General features: G+C 56.8%; 18 protein-coding genes and 1 tRNA gene. 11 read left to right on the top strand and 8 right to left on the bottom strand.

The window, feature by feature from the left end; genetic code table 11:
* Positions 1–2: 2 nt before the first annotated feature.
* The 6 genes from ftsK to cysG all read left to right on the top strand — a co-directional run bounded on the left by ftsK (position 3) and on the right by cysG (position 7,510).
* Positions 3–2,405 carry a DNA translocase FtsK gene (gene ftsK, locus EE949_RS22050; protein ID WP_122666251.1) on the top strand — a complete coding sequence of 801 codons (2,403 nt, stop codon included), beginning with the start codon at positions 3–5 and terminating at the stop codon, positions 2,403–2,405.
* A gap of 73 nt (positions 2,406–2,478) precedes the next feature.
* Positions 2,479–3,102 (top strand): outer membrane lipoprotein chaperone LolA, encoded by a 624-nt coding sequence (lolA, locus tag EE949_RS22045; protein ID WP_087265247.1) that lies wholly within the window; start codon positions 2,479–2,481, stop codon positions 3,100–3,102.
* 19 nt (positions 3,103–3,121) lie between these two features.
* A complete protein-coding gene (locus EE949_RS22040; protein WP_122666250.1) occupies positions 3,122–4,444 on the top strand; it encodes a replication-associated recombination protein A in 1,323 nt (440 codons plus the stop codon).
* The gene (gene crcB, locus EE949_RS22035; RefSeq protein ID WP_122666249.1) at positions 4,444–4,818 is read left to right on the top strand and encodes a fluoride efflux transporter CrcB; all 375 of its coding nucleotides are present in this window, start codon (positions 4,444–4,446) and stop codon (positions 4,816–4,818) included. Before EE949_RS22040 ends, crcB begins: the two co-directional genes overlap by 1 nt.
* Positions 4,819–4,834: 16 nt before the next feature.
* Positions 4,835–6,115: a serine--tRNA ligase gene (serS, locus tag EE949_RS22030; protein WP_122666248.1), complete on the top strand. Its 1,281-nt coding sequence runs from the start codon at positions 4,835–4,837 to the stop codon at positions 6,113–6,115.
* Entirely contained in the window at positions 6,116–7,510 is a 1,395-nt protein-coding gene (cysG, locus tag EE949_RS22025) for a siroheme synthase CysG (protein ID WP_122666247.1), read from the top strand.
* Between the two features lie 112 nt (positions 7,511–7,622).
* Here cysG and EE949_RS22020 read toward each other — a convergent pair whose 3' ends face one another.
* The 7 genes from EE949_RS22020 to EE949_RS21990 form a co-directional block, all read right to left on the bottom strand.
* On the bottom strand, positions 7,623–8,630 hold the full coding sequence (locus EE949_RS22020; protein ID WP_122666246.1) for a glutathione S-transferase family protein: 1,008 nt from the start codon (positions 8,628–8,630) through the stop codon (positions 7,623–7,625).
* A 95-nt stretch (positions 8,631–8,725) separates the two neighbouring features.
* Positions 8,726–9,727, bottom strand: coding sequence for a glycosyl transferase family protein (locus tag EE949_RS22015; protein ID WP_122666245.1), 1,002 nt, complete (start codon positions 9,725–9,727; stop codon positions 8,726–8,728).
* The gene (locus EE949_RS22010) at positions 9,724–10,059 is read right to left on the bottom strand and encodes a TusE/DsrC/DsvC family sulfur relay protein (RefSeq protein WP_122666244.1); all 336 of its coding nucleotides are present in this window, start codon (positions 10,057–10,059) and stop codon (positions 9,724–9,726) included. The genes EE949_RS22015 and EE949_RS22010 overlap by 4 nt, the downstream gene beginning before the upstream one ends.
* On the bottom strand, positions 10,056–10,352 hold the full coding sequence (tusB, locus tag EE949_RS22005) for a sulfurtransferase complex subunit TusB (RefSeq protein ID WP_122666243.1): 297 nt from the start codon (positions 10,350–10,352) through the stop codon (positions 10,056–10,058). The genes EE949_RS22010 and tusB overlap by 4 nt, the downstream gene beginning before the upstream one ends.
* Positions 10,352–10,714, bottom strand: coding sequence for a sulfurtransferase complex subunit TusC (tusC, locus tag EE949_RS22000; RefSeq protein WP_122666242.1), 363 nt, complete (start codon positions 10,712–10,714; stop codon positions 10,352–10,354). Before tusC ends, tusB begins: the two co-directional genes overlap by 1 nt.
* 1 nt (position 10,715) lies before the next feature.
* On the bottom strand, positions 10,716–11,108 hold the full coding sequence (gene tusD, locus EE949_RS21995) for a sulfurtransferase complex subunit TusD (RefSeq protein ID WP_122666241.1): 393 nt from the start codon (positions 11,106–11,108) through the stop codon (positions 10,716–10,718).
* A 102-nt stretch (positions 11,109–11,210) separates the two neighbouring features.
* Positions 11,211–11,882 carry a Bax inhibitor-1/YccA family protein gene (locus EE949_RS21990; protein ID WP_087265237.1) on the bottom strand — a complete coding sequence of 224 codons (672 nt, stop codon included), beginning with the start codon at positions 11,880–11,882 and terminating at the stop codon, positions 11,211–11,213.
* Positions 11,883–12,004: 122 nt separating this feature from the next.
* On the opposite strand from EE949_RS21990, the gene EE949_RS21985 reads away from it, so the two are divergent.
* The 4 genes from EE949_RS21985 (at position 12,005) to EE949_RS21970 (ending at position 14,391) form a co-directional block, all read left to right on the top strand.
* A tRNA-Ser gene (locus EE949_RS21985) sits at positions 12,005–12,092 on the top strand.
* Positions 12,093–12,752: 660 nt separating this feature from the next.
* Complete coding sequence (locus tag EE949_RS21980) at positions 12,753–13,031, top strand: type II toxin-antitoxin system RelE/ParE family toxin (protein ID WP_122666240.1); 279 nt, start codon at positions 12,753–12,755, stop codon at positions 13,029–13,031.
* A 14-nt stretch (positions 13,032–13,045) separates the two neighbouring features.
* The gene (locus tag EE949_RS21975) at positions 13,046–13,327 is read left to right on the top strand and encodes a HigA family addiction module antitoxin (RefSeq protein WP_122666239.1); all 282 of its coding nucleotides are present in this window, start codon (positions 13,046–13,048) and stop codon (positions 13,325–13,327) included.
* An 80-nt stretch (positions 13,328–13,407) separates the two neighbouring features.
* Positions 13,408–14,391 carry a 5'-nucleotidase gene (locus EE949_RS21970; protein ID WP_122666238.1) on the top strand — a complete coding sequence of 328 codons (984 nt, stop codon included), beginning with the start codon at positions 13,408–13,410 and terminating at the stop codon, positions 14,389–14,391.
* An 85-nt stretch (positions 14,392–14,476) separates the two neighbouring features.
* Here EE949_RS21970 and EE949_RS21965 read toward each other — a convergent pair whose 3' ends face one another.
* A complete protein-coding gene (locus EE949_RS21965) occupies positions 14,477–15,940 on the bottom strand; it encodes an L-lactate permease (RefSeq protein ID WP_122666237.1) in 1,464 nt (487 codons plus the stop codon).
* A gap of 130 nt (positions 15,941–16,070) precedes the next feature.
* Between EE949_RS21965 and EE949_RS21960 the strand changes: the two genes are divergently transcribed.
* Entirely contained in the window at positions 16,071–16,562 is a 492-nt protein-coding gene (locus EE949_RS21960; RefSeq protein WP_122666236.1) for an Lrp/AsnC family transcriptional regulator, read from the top strand.
* Positions 16,563–16,646 lie beyond the last annotated feature (84 nt).

The raw sequence follows: 16,646 nt of genomic DNA, 5'->3' as shown, positions 1-16,646 counted from the left end.
TTTTGAAGAAATCCACCGCAGTATCCAGCACCGTTCCGCTTTGGCGGCAGCAATTGCACTACCGGCTCAAGGAAGGTGCGTTGATCGCCTTTGGCGCGCTGTGCCTGTATTTGATGATGGCGTTGCTGACTTACGATCAGAACGATCCCGGCTGGAGTCATACCAGCAGTTCGGTCGAGGTTCAGAACGCGGCCGGTCGTGCTGGCGCCTTCTGTGCCGACATTCTGTTCATGGTGCTGGGTTACTTTGCCTATATTTTTCCACTGTTGCTGGCGGTCAAGGCGTATCAGGTGTTCCGCCATCGCCATGAGCCGTGGCAATGGAGCGGCTGGTTGTTCTCCTGGCGGTTGATCGGCCTGGTATTTCTGGTACTTGCCGGTGCCGCACTGGCGCATATCCACTTTCATTTCGCGGCAGGTTTCCCGGGTTCGGCAGGTGGCGTACTGGGGGAAGTTCTCGGTGATATGGCCAAGAAAGCCCTGAACATCCAGGGCAGTACGCTGCTGTTCATCGCCTTGTTCCTGTTTGGCCTCACGGTGTTTACCGACCTGTCCTGGTTCAAGGTCATGGACGTGACGGGCAAGATCACGCTCGACTTGTTCGAGTTGTTCTACGACGCCGTCAACAATTGGTGGGCGGCGCGTAACGAGCGCAAGCAGATGGTTGCGCAACTGCGTGAAGTGGATGAGCGCGTCAACGAAGTGGTTGCACCAGCCACCACTGATCGTCGCGAGCAAGCCAAAGCCAAAGAGCGATTGATTGAGCGCGAACAGGCGCTGAGCAAGCACATGACCGCGCGTGAGACGCATATACCTGCGGTTATCGCCCCAGCGCCGCCCAAGGCACCCGAGCCCAGCAAGCGCGTCATGAAGGAAAAACAGGCGCCGTTGTTCGTGGATAGCGCCGTAGAAGGAACGCTGCCACCGATATCGATCCTCGATCCGGCAGAAAAGAAACAGCTCAACTATTCACCCGAATCACTGGCCGCAGTTGGCCATTTGCTGGAAATCAAGCTCAAGGAGTTCGGCGTCGAAGTGTCGGTGGACTCGATCCATCCCGGCCCGGTCATTACCCGCTATGAAATTCAGCCAGCAGCAGGGGTCAAGGTCAGCCGTATCGCCAACCTGGCCAAGGACTTGGCGCGTTCGCTCGCGGTAACCAGCGTTCGAGTCGTTGAAGTTATCCCGGGCAAGACCACCGTCGGTATCGAGATCCCCAACGAAGACCGGCAGATCGTGCGTTTCTCTGAAGTACTGTCGACGCCCGAGTACGACAACGCCAAGTCACCCGTCACATTGGCTCTGGGGCACGACATCGGCGGCAAGCCGGTGATCACCGATCTGGCCAAAATGCCGCACTTGCTGGTGGCCGGTACAACCGGTTCCGGTAAGTCCGTGGGCGTGAACGCGATGATCCTGTCGATTCTGTTCAAGTCCGGCCCGGAAGACGCCAAACTGATCATGATCGACCCGAAAATGCTTGAGCTGTCGATTTACGAAGGCATTCCACATCTGCTTTGCCCGGTTGTAACCGACATGAAAGACGCTGCCAACGCATTGCGCTGGAGCGTTGCCGAGATGGAGCGTCGTTACAAGCTGATGGCGAAGATGGGCGTGCGTAACCTGTCCGGCTTCAACCAGAAGGTCAAGGAAGCTCAGGACGCAGGTACGCCGCTGGCAGACCCGCTCTACAAGCGCGAAAGTATTCATGACGAAGCACCGCTGTTGACCAAACTGCCGACCATCGTCGTGGTTGTGGATGAGTTTGCCGACATGATGATGATCGTCGGCAAGAAGGTCGAAGAGTTGATTGCGCGTATTGCCCAGAAGGCACGTGCGGCAGGCATCCACCTGATTCTTGCCACCCAGCGTCCTTCGGTCGATGTGATCACGGGCTTGATCAAGGCGAACATCCCGACGCGTATGGCGTTCCAGGTGTCGAGCAAGATCGACTCGCGGACCATCATCGACCAAGGCGGCGCGGAACAACTGTTGGGCCACGGTGACATGCTGTACATGCCGCCGGGCACCAGCTTGCCGATTCGAGTCCATGGCGCGTTTGTTTCCGATGATGAAGTACACCGCGTGGTGGAAGCCTGGAAGCTGCGTGGCACTCCGGATTACAACGACGATATTCTTGCAGGTGTCGAGGAGGCCGGTAGCGGCTTCGACGGCGGTAGCGGTGAAGGGGGCGAAGACAGCGAAAGTGATGCGCTCTATGACGAGGCGGTCAAGTTCGTACTGGAAAGCCGCCGGGCATCGATTTCTGCCGTGCAGCGTAAACTGAAGATCGGTTACAACCGTGCCGCCCGGATGATCGAGGCGATGGAAATGGCTGGCGTCGTAACCTCCATGAACACCAACGGCTCGCGTGAAGTGATCGCGCCGGGCCCGATGCGCGACTGATCGCGCTGTCCCATCAATGCCTCGCCAGCGTTTCAACGCTGGCGGGACTCCACCGAACTCTATGAGGGCTCCCATGCGTCTAATCCGCATGTTGTTGGTAACAGCACTGACTTTCTCCGCGATTCCGGCACATGCCGACAGCAAGGACGTCGCACGCCTGACCCAGTTGCTGGAAACGTCCAAAACCCTGACCGCGCGCTTCTCCCAGTTGACCCTGGATGGCGGCGGCACGCAGTTACAGGAAACGTCCGGTGAGATGGCTTTGCAGCGTCCGGGTTTGTTCAACTGGCACACCGATGCTCCTCAGGAGCAATTGATGGTCTCCGACGGCAAGAAGGTCTCCCTGTGGGATCCGGACCTGGAGCAGGTCACCATCAAGACCCTCGACCAGCGCCTGACGCAGACGCCAGCACTTTTGTTGTCCGGTGATGTGTCGAAGATCAGCGAAAGTTTCGATATCACAGCCAAAGAAGCAGGCGGCGTGATTGACTTCACCCTCAAGCCAAAAACCAAGGACACGTTGTTCGACAGCCTGCGCCTGTCGTTCCGCAACGGCGTCATCAATGACATGCAGTTGATCGACAGCGTGGGCCAGCGCACCAATATCCTGTTCACCGGCGTGAAAGCCAATGAGGCGATCCCGGCGAGCAAATTCCAGTTCCAGATTCCGAAAGGCGCTGACGTCATTCAGGAATAAGAGGTTTTAACGGTTGTCCATGGACCTGTTTCGAAGTGAACCGATTGCTCAGCCGCTGGCCGCACGTTTGCGTGCGACCAATCTGGATGAGTACGTCGGTCAGGAGCACTTGTTAGCTCACGGCAAACCTCTGCGTGAGGCGCTGGAGCAGGGGGCTCTGCATTCGATGATTTTCTGGGGGCCTCCCGGTGTGGGTAAGACCACGCTGGCCCGGCTTCTGGCGAAAGTCTCGGATGCGCACTTTGAGACGGTATCTGCTGTGCTCGCCGGCGTTAAAGAAATTCGTCAGGCGGTAGAAGTCGCCAAGCAACAGGCCGGGCAATACGGCCGTCGCACTATCTTGTTTGTCGACGAAGTGCACCGCTTCAACAAGTCCCAGCAGGACGCATTCCTGCCGTACGTCGAAGACGGCACGCTGATCTTCATTGGCGCCACTACTGAAAACCCGTCGTTCGAACTCAACAATGCTTTGCTGTCGCGGGCCCGGGTCTATGTCCTCAAGAGCCTTGATGAGGCAGCGCTGCGCAAGCTGGTGAGTCGGGCGCTGACCGAAGAGCGCGGTCTGGGCAAGCATCAGTTGAGTCTGAGCGATGAAGGTTTCGCCATGCTCATGGCAGCTGCCGACGGTGACGGTCGGCGCATGCTGAATCTGCTGGAAAATGCGTCGGACCTGGCTGAAGACGGCTCGGAGATCAGTCTGGAGCTGCTGCAAAGCCTGATGGGCGACAGTCGGCGTCGGTTCGATAAGGGCGGCGAAGCGTTTTACGACCAGATATCTGCCTTGCATAAATCCATTCGCGGCTCCAACCCTGACGCAGCTTTGTACTGGTTTGCGCGGATGATTGATGGCGGTTGCGACCCCTTGTACCTGGCCAGGCGCGTAGTGCGCATGGCCAGTGAAGATATTGGCAATGCGGATCCACGCGCGCTGCCGCTGTGCATGTCTGCCTGGGATGTTCAGGAGCGTCTGGGCAGTCCGGAAGGCGAACTGGCGGTGGCTCAGGCCATTGTTTATCTGGCTTGCGCGCCAAAAAGCAATGCGGTGTACATGGGGTTCAAGGCTGCGATGCGCGAAGCGACCGAACATGGCTCTCTGGAAGTCCCGCTGCATTTGCGCAACGCGCCTACCAAGCTCATGAAGCAACTGGGGTATGGTGAAGAGTACCGGTATGCCCATGACGAGCCGGATGCTTACGCTGCGGGTGAGGATTACTTCCCTGATGACCTTGAACCGCGCCATTATTACCAGCCGGTGCCCCGTGGCCTGGAGCTGAAAATCGGTGAAAAGCTCAAGCATCTGGCTGCTCTGGATGCTGCCAGCCCTCGTCAGCGGAGAAAGTAGTGCTCAAAACCATTCTTGCGGTGTCGATTGCCGGTATCGCTGGTACATTATTGCGCTTCGCTGCTGGCACTTGGGTTAGTGCGAACTGGCCAAAGCATTTTTACACGGCAACCCTGGCGGTCAATCTCGTCGGTTGCCTGATTATCGGTGTCCTCTATGGCCTTTTTCTATTGCGCCCGGAAGTACCGATCGAGATTCGCGCCGGCCTTATAGTCGGCTTTGTTGGTGGTCTTACGACCTTTTCATCCTTTTCACTGGATACACTGCGCCTGCTTGAAAGCGGGCAAATGCCGTTAGCCCTTGGCTATGCCGGTATCAGCGTGTTCGGCGGGCTGCTCGCGACGTGGGTTGGCCTGTCCCTGACCAGACTTTGATAAACGAGAGAACGATATGCTCGATTCCAAACTGTTACGTACCCAACTTCAGGACGTAGCGGATCGCCTGGCTTCCCGTGGCTTTACACTGGACGTTGCCCGCATCGAAGCGCTGGAAGCTCAGCGCAAGACCGTTCAGACCCGTACTGAACAGCTACAGGCCGAGCGTAATGCCCGTTCCAAGTCCATCGGTCAGGCCAAGCAACGCGGCGAAGACATCGCACCGCTGATGGCTGATATCGACCGTATGGCCGAAGAGCTCAACACCGGTAAAAAAGAGCTGGACGGTATTCAGGCCGAACTGGACTCGATGCTGCTGAGCATGCCGAACCTGCCTCACGAATCGGTGCCGGTTGGCGCAGACGAAGACGGCAACGTTGAAGTTCGTGCCTGGGGCACGCCTGCCTCGTTCGACTTTCAGGTACAGGATCACGTTGCGCTGGGCGAGAAATACGGCTGGCTGGATTTTGAAACCGCCGCCAAGCTGTCCGGCGCGCGTTTCGCCTTGTTGCGTGGCCCTATCGCGCGTCTGCACCGTGCGCTGGCGCAGTTCATGATCAACCTGCACATCAACGAGCATGGCTACGAAGAGGCTTACACGCCTTATCTGGTTCAGGCGCCTGCGTTGCAGGGCACTGGTCAGTTGCCGAAGTTCGAAGAAGACTTGTTCAAGATTTCCCGTGAAGGCGAGGCAGACCTGTATCTGATCCCGACCGCGGAAGTGTCGCTGACCAACATCGTTTCCGGTGAAATCATCGACGCCAAACAGATGCCGATGAAGTTCGTCGCCCACACGCCTTGCTTCCGTAGCGAAGCGGGCGCGTCGGGGCGTGATACCCGCGGCATGATCCGTCAGCACCAGTTCGACAAAGTCGAGATGGTGCAGATCGTCGAGCCGGAAAAATCCATGGAAGCCCTGGAAGGCCTGACCGCCAACGCCGAGCGTGTTCTGCAGTTGCTGGAGTTGCCTTATCGCGTATTGGCTCTGTGCACCGGCGACATGGGTTTCAGTGCGGTCAAGACCTACGATCTTGAGGTCTGGATCCCGAGCCAGGACAAGTTCCGCGAAATTTCGTCGTGTTCCAACTGCGGTGATTTCCAGGCGCGCCGCATGCAGGCTCGCTGGCGTAACCCGGAAACCGGCAAACCTGAGCTGGTTCATACCCTGAACGGCTCGGGCCTGGCAGTTGGCCGGACGCTGGTCGCCGTGCTGGAAAACTACCAGCAGGCCGACGGTTCCATCCGTGTTCCAGAAGTGCTCAAGCCTTACATGGGCGGGCTTGAGGTCATCGGCTAAATGGAATTTCTGCCGCTGTTCCATAACCTGCGTGGCAGCCAAGTGTTGGTTGTGGGCGGTGGCGAGATTGCATTGCGCAAATCCCGCCTCATTGCCGAAGCCGGTGCTGTGTTGCGCGTTGTTGCGCCAGAGATCGAGCCGCAATTGCGCGAGTTGGTTGAGACAAGTGGCGGGCATCTGATTCTGCGTGGCTACAACGTCAGTGATCTGGACGGCTGCGTGCTGATCATTGCTGCCACCGACGACGAGCCTCTCAACGCTCAGGTGTCTCAGGACGCCAAGCAGCGTTGTGTGCCTGTCAACGTGGTCGATGCTCCTGCACTGTGCAGCGTGATCTTCCCGGCGATCGTTGATCGCTCTCCATTGGTCATTGCCGTGTCCAGTGGCGGCGACGCTCCGGTGCTGGCGCGCTTGATTCGCGCCAAGCTGGAAACCTGGATTCCTTCCACTTACGGTCAATTGGCCGGTCTGGCTGCACGTTTCCGGACTCAGGTTAAAAACCTGTTTCCGGACGTCACTCAGCGTCGTGCCTTCTGGGAAGAGGTTTTCCAGGGGCCGATTGCTGACCGGCAGTTGGCCGGGCAGGGCGCTGAAGCCGAGCGTCTGCTGATCGCCAAGATCGAAGGTGATGCGCCGCATGCGCCGGGTGAGGTCTATCTGGTGGGGGCGGGACCGGGTGATCCGGATTTGCTGACTTTCCGTGCACTGCGCCTCATGCAGCAAGCCGATGTGGTGCTGTATGACCGTCTTGTGGCTCCGGCGATTCTCGATCTGTGCCGACGCGATGCCGAGCGTGTCTATGTGGGCAAGCGCCGTGCTGATCATGCAGTTCCGCAAGACCAGATCAACCAGCAACTGGTTGATCTGGCCAAGCAGGGCAAGCGCGTTCTACGTTTGAAGGGCGGTGATCCGTTCATCTTCGGCCGTGGCGGTGAAGAGATCGAGGAACTGGCAGCTCACGGCATTCCATTCCAGGTCGTACCGGGTATCACCGCGGCCAGTGGCTGTGCGGCGTATGCCGGTATTCCGCTGACCCATCGTGATCACGCACAGTCCGTGCGTTTCATCACCGGACACTTGAAAAACGGCACCAGTGATTTGCCGTGGAGCGATCTGGTCGCACCCGCGCAAACTCTGGTGTTCTATATGGGGCTGATCGGTCTGCCGATCATCTGTGAGCAACTGATCAAGCACGGTCGATCCGCTGATACCCCGGCAGCATTGATTCAGCAGGGCACCACCTCCAGCCAGCGGGTGTTTACAGGTACTTTGGCTGATTTGCCGCGGATGGTGGCGGAGCATGAGGTCCATGCGCCGACGCTGGTGATCGTGGGTGAAGTAGTCCAGTTGCGCGAAAAACTCGCGTGGTTTGAAGGTGCTCAGGCGACGGTCTGATTTAATGCCTTGCCTGTAGGAGCTGCCGCAGGCTGCGATTGCGGTATGCCAGGATGAATGCTTCGCAGCCTTCGGCAGCTCCTACAGTGATTTGGCACGCTTAACGCCGGGTTTACGCGCCGGTTTTATGCCAGATACCGCGCCCGGTCAGTCGCTCACGATCATGCGCTCTGCTCAAGTCCTGCAACGGGCCCTTTGGCACGACAGCGGTAGGGTTGATGGTGCCGTGGCTCTCGTAGTAGTGATGCTTGATGTGCGTGAAGTCCACCGTTTCGGTGATGCCGGGCCACTGATACAACTCCAGCATCCAGTTGCTCAGATTCGGATAGTCCGAAATCCGCCGCAGATTGCACTTGAAGTGGCCGTGATACACCGGGTCGAAGCGCACGATAGTGGTGAAAAGGCGCACGTCTGCTTCCGTCAGGTATTCGCCAGTCAAGTAGCGCTTCTCGCCCAGCAGCTTCTCCAGCACATCGAGTTCGGCAAATACGTCATCAAACGCTTCTTCGTACGCAGCTTGAGAGGTCGCAAAGCCTGCGCGGTACACGCCATTGTTGACCGCTGGATAAATTCGCTCATTCAGCTGATTAATCGGCGACTGCAAAGCGCCCGGGTAGAGGTCCAGACGATTGCCGGTCAGGTTGTCAAACGCGCTGTTGAACATGCGGATGATTTCCGCGGACTCGTTGCTGACGATGCGTTGCAGTTTTTTGTCCCACAGCAGAGGCACGGTGACCCGGCCGGTATAGTCCGGCGTATCGGCGAGGTAACGCTGATAGAGAAACTCATGGCCGTCGAGCGGATCGCCGGTTGAGCCTTTCTCTGTATCGAAGGTCCAGCCGTGTTCGCGCATCAGCCAGCTGACCACGGAAACGTCGATCAGGCTTTCCAGCCCTTTGAGCTTGCGATAAATCAGCGTGCGGTGAGCCCAAGGGCAGGCCAGCGATACGTACAGATGATAGCGCCCGGCTTCGGCCTGAAAGCCGCCTTCGCCTGAAGGCCCAGGTCGGCCGTCTGCGGTGATCCAGTTACGGCGTTGCGCCTGTTCGCGTTGAAACGCCCCATCTTTGCTGCTTTCGTACCACTGGTCTTGCCAGCGTCCTTCGACAAGAAGGCCCATATCAAACTCCAAAATAATGTACTTACATGCTTTGGAGAAGAGTCTAGGCCGATTCGTTCGAACAAATAGCGCAAAGGTTGGGCAGTAATGATCGGTTAAATCGATGTGTTCCGGTTTTTCCAGAACAATTCAGCCTGAGCGAAGGCTTCTGAACGAGGCAATCCCAGCCCTCGCAGGGCCAGCGCCATGGTTGAAATCAATGCCAGCTGCGGATAGCTGTCTTCGATTTCGCCTTTCCAGAGCGCCACGAGCTGCTGCGGATCCAGAGTCGCCGGCTTTACATGGCGGCGATCAGAAAGTGCAGGCCATTCCTCATCCCATGGCTCACCTGCCGTGGTGCCGTAGAGGTGGCTGATAGTGTCCGGGTTGATCTCCACCTCACCGCCATCGCCCTTGATCACAATCGTGTGATTGCCCAGCAAGCCGCTGGCATCGCGATGGACGCTCTGATAACCGGGGTGGAAGATGCTTTGCAGGCCGCAGCGGGCATCCAGGGGGTTGAGGATGCGGGCCAGGGAGTGAATCGGCGAACGCAGCCCAAGCGTGTTACGCAGATCAATCATGCGCTGCAGCTGTGGCGCCCAGTCGCCCAGCGGAAAAAACGCTATGTTGTGTTGTTGCAACGCCTCATCCACAGCTTGCCAGTTACGGCACAGCGGAATACCCAGCAGATCCAGCAATTGTTCGGTGTAAAGACGTCCGGCCGTGTGTGCGCCGCCGCCGTGCATCAAGATCCGCACCCCGTTCTGTGCCAGGCACTTGGCCGCCAGCAGGTACCAGGGTAGGTGGCGCTTCTTGCCCGCATAAGTAGGCCAGTCGATATCGACCTGCAATGGCGGGGCGTTCAATCGCTCGCGCAGTGCCTCAGTGAAGCCTGCCAGTTCCTCTGCACTTTCTTCCTTGTGGCGCAGCAGCATCAGAAAGGCACCCAGCTGGCTGTCTTCGACCTTTTCGTCGAGGAGCATGCCCATGGCCTCTCGCGCTTCTTCGCGGGTCAGATTGCGCGCTCCACGCTTGCCTTTGCCCAGAATACGGACGAATTGGGCGAATGGATGCTCGGTGGGTGTTTCAAGGACGAGAGGGGCGTAGTCGTTCATATGCAATTAGTCGGCTTGGGCAGGCCCGCCAGCTTGGCGGCGAGTTTGGCGGGAGTGCCGTTGAACAGGCGGTTCAGGTGCATGCTGTTGCCTTTTTCCGGACCGAGTTTCAGAGCGGTGTATTTGATCAACGGCCGGGTCGCGGGTGACAGCTGGAATTCGCTGTAAAAATCTCTTAGCAACAGCAGTACTTCGACATGCTCGGGACTCATTTCAATACCTTCAACGCTGGCCAAGGCCTGAGCAGCCTCCATTGACCAGTCATCAAGGTTTTGCAGAAATCCATCTTTATCCAGAGCAATGATTTGCCCGGCCACGTTCAGCTCGTTCATAGCCACGTATTGACCTTGTCGAAGCGAATCGAGAGTTCGACGAAGCCTGGATAGTCGACGACGTTGACCCAGTCTGGCGCGGCCATGCTTCGCGCGTGAATATCTTCCTCAAGCACAAACACTGCGTTGTCGCTTAGCGCTTGCAAGGCTTGAAGCGGAGCGGTCGAGTCGGTCAGCGCGTAAGTGGCGTCGCCGCACAGCAGCACAGCGTCTGCCGGGCCGAGCAGGCGCAGGCAACTGGTCAGGCGAGTATCAGTGAAGGGCGAATGAGATAAAACGTGCAGAGTCGACATCAGATAGTGATCACGTGGTCGTAGCGGTCAATGAGTGCGGAGATTTCAGCGGATTGCGGCAACTGAATGATTTCCTCATCCAACGCTTCCTGCAGGATGCCACGCTCGGCAAGGCTGGTGCCGCAGGCGTAGATATCTTCGACACCAAACATCGACAGCGCCTTGAGGTTGGCGGTCAGGTCTTTCTGCTGCAGAGCTTTGGCATTCTGATCCGGCAACAGCTGAAAGACGCCGTCATCCAGAAACAACAGTCCAACCGGTAAATCATAGGCGCCACCGGCCAGCACGATATCCAGCGCCTCACGCGCACCAGGCCCGGACCATGGCGCCTGGCGGCTGATGATCAACATTGATTTAGCCATTTCAAGGCCCTCCGAAACAAATCACACGGTCAGCAGTTTGCGCCGCATCGTGTAACTGGCCGAGCCCGGATAATTCCCACGGGGCAAGCAGGTTGGCAGCGGGGCGTTGATAGCGCTGCGCTTCTTCTTCATTGAGCACACCACGACGCAGCGCGGCGGCAATACACACCACGCCATCCAGTTGATGCTGCGTGATGAAGTCACGCCATTGGGAGGGCAGGTCGTGTTCATCCTGAGGCGTCACGACATTGGCCGAAGCGCTGTGGACGCCGTCCTGATAGAAAAACAGCCGTACAATCTCATGCCCCCCGGCCAGCGCCGCCTGAGCAAACAGCAGTGCGCGGCGCGAGGAGGGCGCATGGGCTGCGCTGAAAAGATTGATCGCGAACTTCATGACAGGCTCTGAACGGAAAACTTGGCCAATGATAAAGAATTCACGAGCACTAGACAGCAAAAAGCCCGCTAGGCGGGCTTTTTGTTAAAGCAGAGCAACTGATCAGTCGTCGCGGCTCATGATGCCGAAGATCTGCAACAGGCTGACAAACAGGTTGTAGATCGAAACATACAGGCTGATGGTCGCCATGATGTAGTTACGCTCACCACCCTGAATGATCGCGCTGGTCTGGAACAGAATGCAGGCCGACGAGAACAGCACGAAGCCAGCGCTGATCGCCAACTGCAGACCACTGATCTGGAAGAAAATGCTCGCGAGTACCGCTGCCAGCAGGACGAAGAAGCCAGCGGTGATGAAACCACCGAGGAAGCTCATATCCTTGCGGGTAATCAGCACGTAGGCCGACAGACCACCGAACACCAGTGCTGTCATGGCAAATGCCGAGCTGACAACTTCAGCGCCGCCTTGCATGCCCAGGTAACGGTTGAGGATCGGGCCAAGGATGAAACCCATGAAACCGGTCAACGCGAATGCCGACACCAGGCCCCACGCTGAGTCGCGCAGTTTATTGGTGAGGAAGAACAGACCGTAGAAACCGATCAGCACCACGAAAATGTTCGGATAGCCAACGCGCATCTGCTGCGCTACAAAAGCCATGACACCGCTGAAAGCAAGGGTCAGAGCCAAAAGGCCGTATGTGTTGCGCAGGACGCGGCTAACCTCTAGCTGATCGGCCTGCACGCCGTTATTAACTGCGTAATCCTGTTCGCGCATGGCGAAACTCCTAGTGGTTGAAATGTTGAGTTGCAAAGATCATAACAGACAGCCTGCAAACGGCCATACAGAGAGTTTGACAGCTTGTTTCATTCCGGTATTATGGCGCCCGCAATGCAAACGGAAGTATGGCCGAGTGGTTTAAGGCAGCAGTCTTGAAAACTGCCGACTGTAACAGGTCCTAGAGTTCGAATCTCTATGCTTCCGCCATCTTAGATACGTCAAAGCCCTGATTATTCAGGGCTTTTTCGTTTGTGGGGTTTGGTGGTGCAAGGCTGGTAATCCACGTAGTCGTTCCGCATTTATAAGCTGCGTCACACATCAGGCCTCTAATCTCGCGACTATCTCGTCGACTTGACGATTTTTCTGCCCGTAGGCAAAACGTCTCAGCGGAGCGTTTTTCAGTACGCCCTCAGAGCTTGCTGGCTTCAGCAATGTAGTGAATCACCCTGGCCGCCTTGGGGCGGAGACCTTCAGATGCTTTCTACCCATTCACGACCCGGAACGTTGATGGCCTGCTCCGCTGCTTTTTGCCGCGCATTGTCGACGCTGAACGCGTAGCCCCCTTGAGAGCTAATCAGGGATGGCCTTCTCCCCGTCTTCAAAGTGTGCGGTTTGATTTACCTTCGAAAGCAGAGTTTTCTCACGGCATTCCGAGACTTGTCCGAGCCTGATTTAGGCTACCTTTTGCGCGGTGCAGAGGTTGTGCTTCCTGCTCCCAAAACACCACTCAATTTAATGCTGCACGGTGATTTCTTTGCCATCCACCCTGCATGCCAAGGGTCTCCATCACCGACTCGGCTCAATCCAGGCTGAAGGTATCAATGCTTGCAAACCGTGAATGATCGTTTCACACTCTAGGCTCGGACGATGATAAGAAGCTTTCAACACAAGGGCCTGAAGGCTTTCTACGAAACAGGTAGGACAAAGGGCATTCAGCTTGATCATGTAAAGCGTCTGCGCTTGGTGCTCGGTGCTTTGGATGAGGCCAGCAGTTCTTCTGAGCTGATGTTGCCAGGCTACCGCCTGCATCCGCTTAAGGGCCAATTGGCCGGATTCTGGTCGATGACGGTAAGTGGCAATTGGCGGGTGATTTTCAGATTCATCGACACGGACGTCGAACTGGTCGATTACCTCGACTACCACTAATAAGGAGGGCCACCATGGCCATGCACAATCCACCCCATCCCGGCGAAATGCTTCATGAGATGCTGCCGGAGTTGAATATCAAGATCGCCGAAATGGCCCGGCGTCTGCATTTCTCTCGGGAAATGCTTTCGCGAGTTGTGAATGGGAGGTCTCCAATCAGCCCGGATCTTGCGGTCCGGCTAGAGCGCGCAGGTTTGAGTACTGCACGTTTTTGGTTAGGTCTTCAGCTCAACTACGATTTGTGGCAGGCGGAGCATCGTCAGCAGCCTGATGTAGATCGGCTTGTTGCAGCCTGAAGTAGGTGATATTGAATCGAAAGAAGTCAGAGTATCCTGAGTTCCTCATTCCCTCACCGAACCCACCAAAGAGAACCCCAATGCCCTACGAGCTGGACAATCGATTGGTCATCGGCGTTGCCTCCAGCGCCGTTTTTGATCTGCTGGATTCGGACGCAGTGTTTCGAAGTCAGGGCGAAGAGGAGTATCGAAAGTTTCAGGAGCAGAACCTGAACAATCCGCTCCCCAAGGGGATCGCCTTTCCGTTCATCAAGCGTTTGCTGTCGCTGAATGACTTGAGCAGTGATCCGTCTGATCCACTGGTCGAGGTGGTGCTGTTGTCCCGCAACGATCCGGACACGGGCTTGCGGGTGATGAAGACCATCGAGCATTACGGGTTGGGGATGACGCGCGCTATTTTCATGCAGGGGCGCTCGCCGTATGAATACATTCCGGCGTTGAACATTGCGCTGTTTCTGTCAGGCAACAAAGCTGATGTGGAGGCTGCGATCAAGGCCGGGCATCCCGCAGGTCAGGTTCTGGACTCGCAGTTTGATGACGATGAGGACGACAAAACACTGCGTATCGCTTTCGACTTTGATGGCGTGCTGGCGGGGGATGAGGCTGAGACGGTCATGCAGTCGTCCGGCCTGGTGGAATTCCATGCACACGAAGTGAAGAACGTGATGGAGCCACACAACCCTGGCCCTCTGAAGGAGTTCATGGTCCGGATGGCCAGGATCCAGTCGGTTGAAGAACAACACAAAAAACTCAATCCTGATTATGAAAACCGCATCAGGGTCTCCATCGTGACGGCCCGCAATGCGCCGTCACATGAGCGTGCGCTGAACACCCTGAAGAGTTGGGGCGTGATGGCCAACGATGCGTTCTTCCTGGGCGGTATCGAAAAGGGCAAGGTGCTTGCAGTACTGAAGCCACACATCTTCTTTGATGACCAGTCCGGGCACCTGAAGTCGGCGAGTGCGGTGGCACCTTCGGTTCACATTCCGTTTGGGATTACCAATCAGGGGCCTGCCGAGTTGCCTGTGGCGAGTAACAGTCAGGCGATTGAAGACGTTATTTGAAGCTTCTGTCCGGCGCAGCTATTGCCTCGCAGCTTTCGGAGTACGTAAAAGCCCTGAACCTGTCAGGGCTTTGACGTGAGTGGGCTTAATCCAGCACCAAGGTAGATAGAAACAGCGCAGCCAGTAGAACCATCGCAGTATTGAGGCAGACCAGTCCGAAGCCGAATCTCACCAGTTCGCCTTCCTCCTGTGGGTTGGTCTTCGCGAGGCCGAGCACCAGCATCACGATCGACAGGGAACCTAACGCTGCATGACCGGCCGCACTGTTCTGTACCGCTGCCATCAGCAAGCGGGACGAATCGGGCAGTAGCGCGATAGCAGGCATGAAGATGGCGTTGCCACCTACGTTGGAACCCGTCATGTAGCCAGACAGCGCGCCGAAGCCTGCAATCAGCGGCATGACTGCCGAGGGCGTCAGGCCCGTCAGCATGTTTATCAGACCGGTCAGAAACCCCGCTTTGACCATCATCTGGGACATGGCAAGAAAGAAGAAAATGGTCAGCAATGGGCGCTTGGTACGTGCTGCCAGTCCGCGAAGCAGTCTACTTTCACTCATTGTCACGGCGTGTGATTGCTGGGTGCGAAGCATCAGGCAGATCACGACCAACGTCAGGGCGACGCCCGGGGAGGCCAGCGGCTTCCACATCACTTGCGCCCCTTGCACCCGCCAGTGTTCTTCCCAGTGTGTGGCGGCGCTTATCAACTTCAATGTCACGATGCAGACGATCAGCGCCAGATACGGCCACGCCTCTCGCGGCCAGCGCATCCCTTTGATTTCACCACCCTCGGAATGCGTGCGGTATAAGGCCCACAGCAGCAGCGTCAACGCCACGGTGAAACCCGCACTGATACCGGCGACTTCTGGTCCCAACAAGCGGCTCGCGCCATACAACACGCCGACAAACAGCACCGAGTATATGCCCAGCGCTGCGAAGGCCCGTACTCCTTTCGCACCGGCCAGCGTCAGCGCGACGGCACCCAGGGTCATGAACACCAGCGAGCTGGTCAGCGCCGAAGTGGACGCAAGTGCTGCCGTATCCAGATGAGCCAGCGAAGCACCGATCACCGTCGCAAGGCCGAGTGTTCCCCACGGCATGATTGCCATGCCTGTCAGGGCAATGCGCAACGCAGCGCGACGTTCGAAAAGGCTGAGCAGCAAGGGCACCGTCGCGATCAGCGATACGCCGAAGCCAGTCATAGCTTCAAGCAGTGGTGCTAACCCTAGGACAATAAATACGATTTGCTGAGTACGGTTTAATCCCAGGGACTGCACCCATTGGCTGAGAACCCGATTGACGCCCAACCTTTCGATAAGTATCACGAAGGCCATACCCGGCACGATGACGAACGCGGTACTGAGAAACAGCACCGTTGTATCCCGACATGCTGCAACCAGGGTGTCGGCCTGCAATGTATCCGCCGCACCCGCGAGCCAAAGAACGGCGACCAGTACGGTTCCCGCAATTGCCGCCTGAACCGGTGGGCGGCGCAAAACCATGAGCGTAATCATCACCAGCAATACAGGGGAGAGGTGCACCAGTGTCCACATGCCAAATTATCCTTTAAGTATTTCCGGCCTCTCCTGAGCAGCAGGAGCGAGCGAGATAATATTTCTTTGGCGTGGATAACTTTTTGTTGGTTTATGGTAGTTTTCGGGAAATTTTCTCGCCGTCGAAATCATGTCCAGACTGACTACTGCCGTGCCCCACGTTCTCGATGGATTTGATCGTGCGATTCTTGAAATCGTCCAGCGTGACAACACCACGCCTTTGCGCGTGCTGTCAGAACACGTCAATCTTTCCCCAGCCTCAGTGCAGCGGCGCCTCAAGCGTCTGGAAGAAAATGGCGTGATCACGGGGTACGTAGCCGTTGTTGATCCTGTGCGTGTCGGCAAGCCCATCACTATCGTTGTCGAGGTGATGACTGACAGCACCAACATCAGCGTGCTGGAGGCGATGAAGAAGTCATTCGCGGTGCCCGAAGTGCAACAGTGTTATTACGTCACGGGCGAAGCAGATTTTGTGTTGATTGTTAATGTTGCGAACATGCAGGAATACCAGTCGCTTTCACGGCGGCTGTTTGCCGAGAATCCGAATGTCAGATGGTTCAAAACCATGGTTGCACTGGATCGTTTGAAAGTGGGGCTGGAAGTGCCTTGTTCAAATGATTAGTTTCTTGAACCCTATTGGCGCGATTCGTCATTGTTGAGTGTGAAAGCACGACGTCCTCCTCGCTATACCAACGTATATTTTTAC

The organism is Pseudomonas viridiflava (genome assembly GCF_900602065.1).
Taxonomy (GTDB): domain Bacteria; phylum Pseudomonadota; class Gammaproteobacteria; order Pseudomonadales; family Pseudomonadaceae; genus Aquipseudomonas.
Note: the sequence above shows the minus strand (reverse complement) of the source record. Positions and strands in the feature narration are given on the sequence as shown.

Coding starts and splice junctions, on each gene's coding strand:
- lolA (WP_087265247.1), top strand. CDS start 2,479: ATGCGTCTAATCCGCATGTTGTTGGTAACAGCACTGACTTTCTCCGCG.
- EE949_RS22040 (WP_122666250.1), top strand. CDS start 3,122: ATGGACCTGTTTCGAAGTGAACCGATTGCTCAGCCGCTGGCCGCACGT.
- serS (WP_122666248.1), top strand. CDS start 4,835: ATGCTCGATTCCAAACTGTTACGTACCCAACTTCAGGACGTAGCGGAT.
- cysG (WP_122666247.1), top strand. CDS start 6,116: ATGGAATTTCTGCCGCTGTTCCATAACCTGCGTGGCAGCCAAGTGTTG.
- EE949_RS22020 (WP_122666246.1), bottom strand. CDS start 8,630: ATGGGCCTTCTTGTCGAAGGACGCTGGCAAGACCAGTGGTACGAAAGC.
- EE949_RS22015 (WP_122666245.1), bottom strand. CDS start 9,727: ATGAACGACTACGCCCCTCTCGTCCTTGAAACACCCACCGAGCATCCA.
- EE949_RS22010 (WP_122666244.1), bottom strand. CDS start 10,059: ATGAACGAGCTGAACGTGGCCGGGCAAATCATTGCTCTGGATAAAGAT.
- tusB (WP_122666243.1), bottom strand. CDS start 10,352: ATGTCGACTCTGCACGTTTTATCTCATTCGCCCTTCACTGATACTCGC.
- tusC (WP_122666242.1), bottom strand. CDS start 10,714: ATGGCTAAATCAATGTTGATCATCAGCCGCCAGGCGCCATGGTCCGGG.
- tusD (WP_122666241.1), bottom strand. CDS start 11,108: ATGAAGTTCGCGATCAATCTTTTCAGCGCAGCCCATGCGCCCTCCTCG.
- EE949_RS21990 (WP_087265237.1), bottom strand. CDS start 11,882: ATGCGCGAACAGGATTACGCAGTTAATAACGGCGTGCAGGCCGATCAG.
- EE949_RS21980 (WP_122666240.1), top strand. CDS start 12,753: ATGATAAGAAGCTTTCAACACAAGGGCCTGAAGGCTTTCTACGAAACA.
- EE949_RS21975 (WP_122666239.1), top strand. CDS start 13,046: ATGGCCATGCACAATCCACCCCATCCCGGCGAAATGCTTCATGAGATG.
- EE949_RS21970 (WP_122666238.1), top strand. CDS start 13,408: ATGCCCTACGAGCTGGACAATCGATTGGTCATCGGCGTTGCCTCCAGC.
- EE949_RS21965 (WP_122666237.1), bottom strand. CDS start 15,940: ATGTGGACACTGGTGCACCTCTCCCCTGTATTGCTGGTGATGATTACG.
- EE949_RS21960 (WP_122666236.1), top strand. CDS start 16,071: ATGTCCAGACTGACTACTGCCGTGCCCCACGTTCTCGATGGATTTGAT.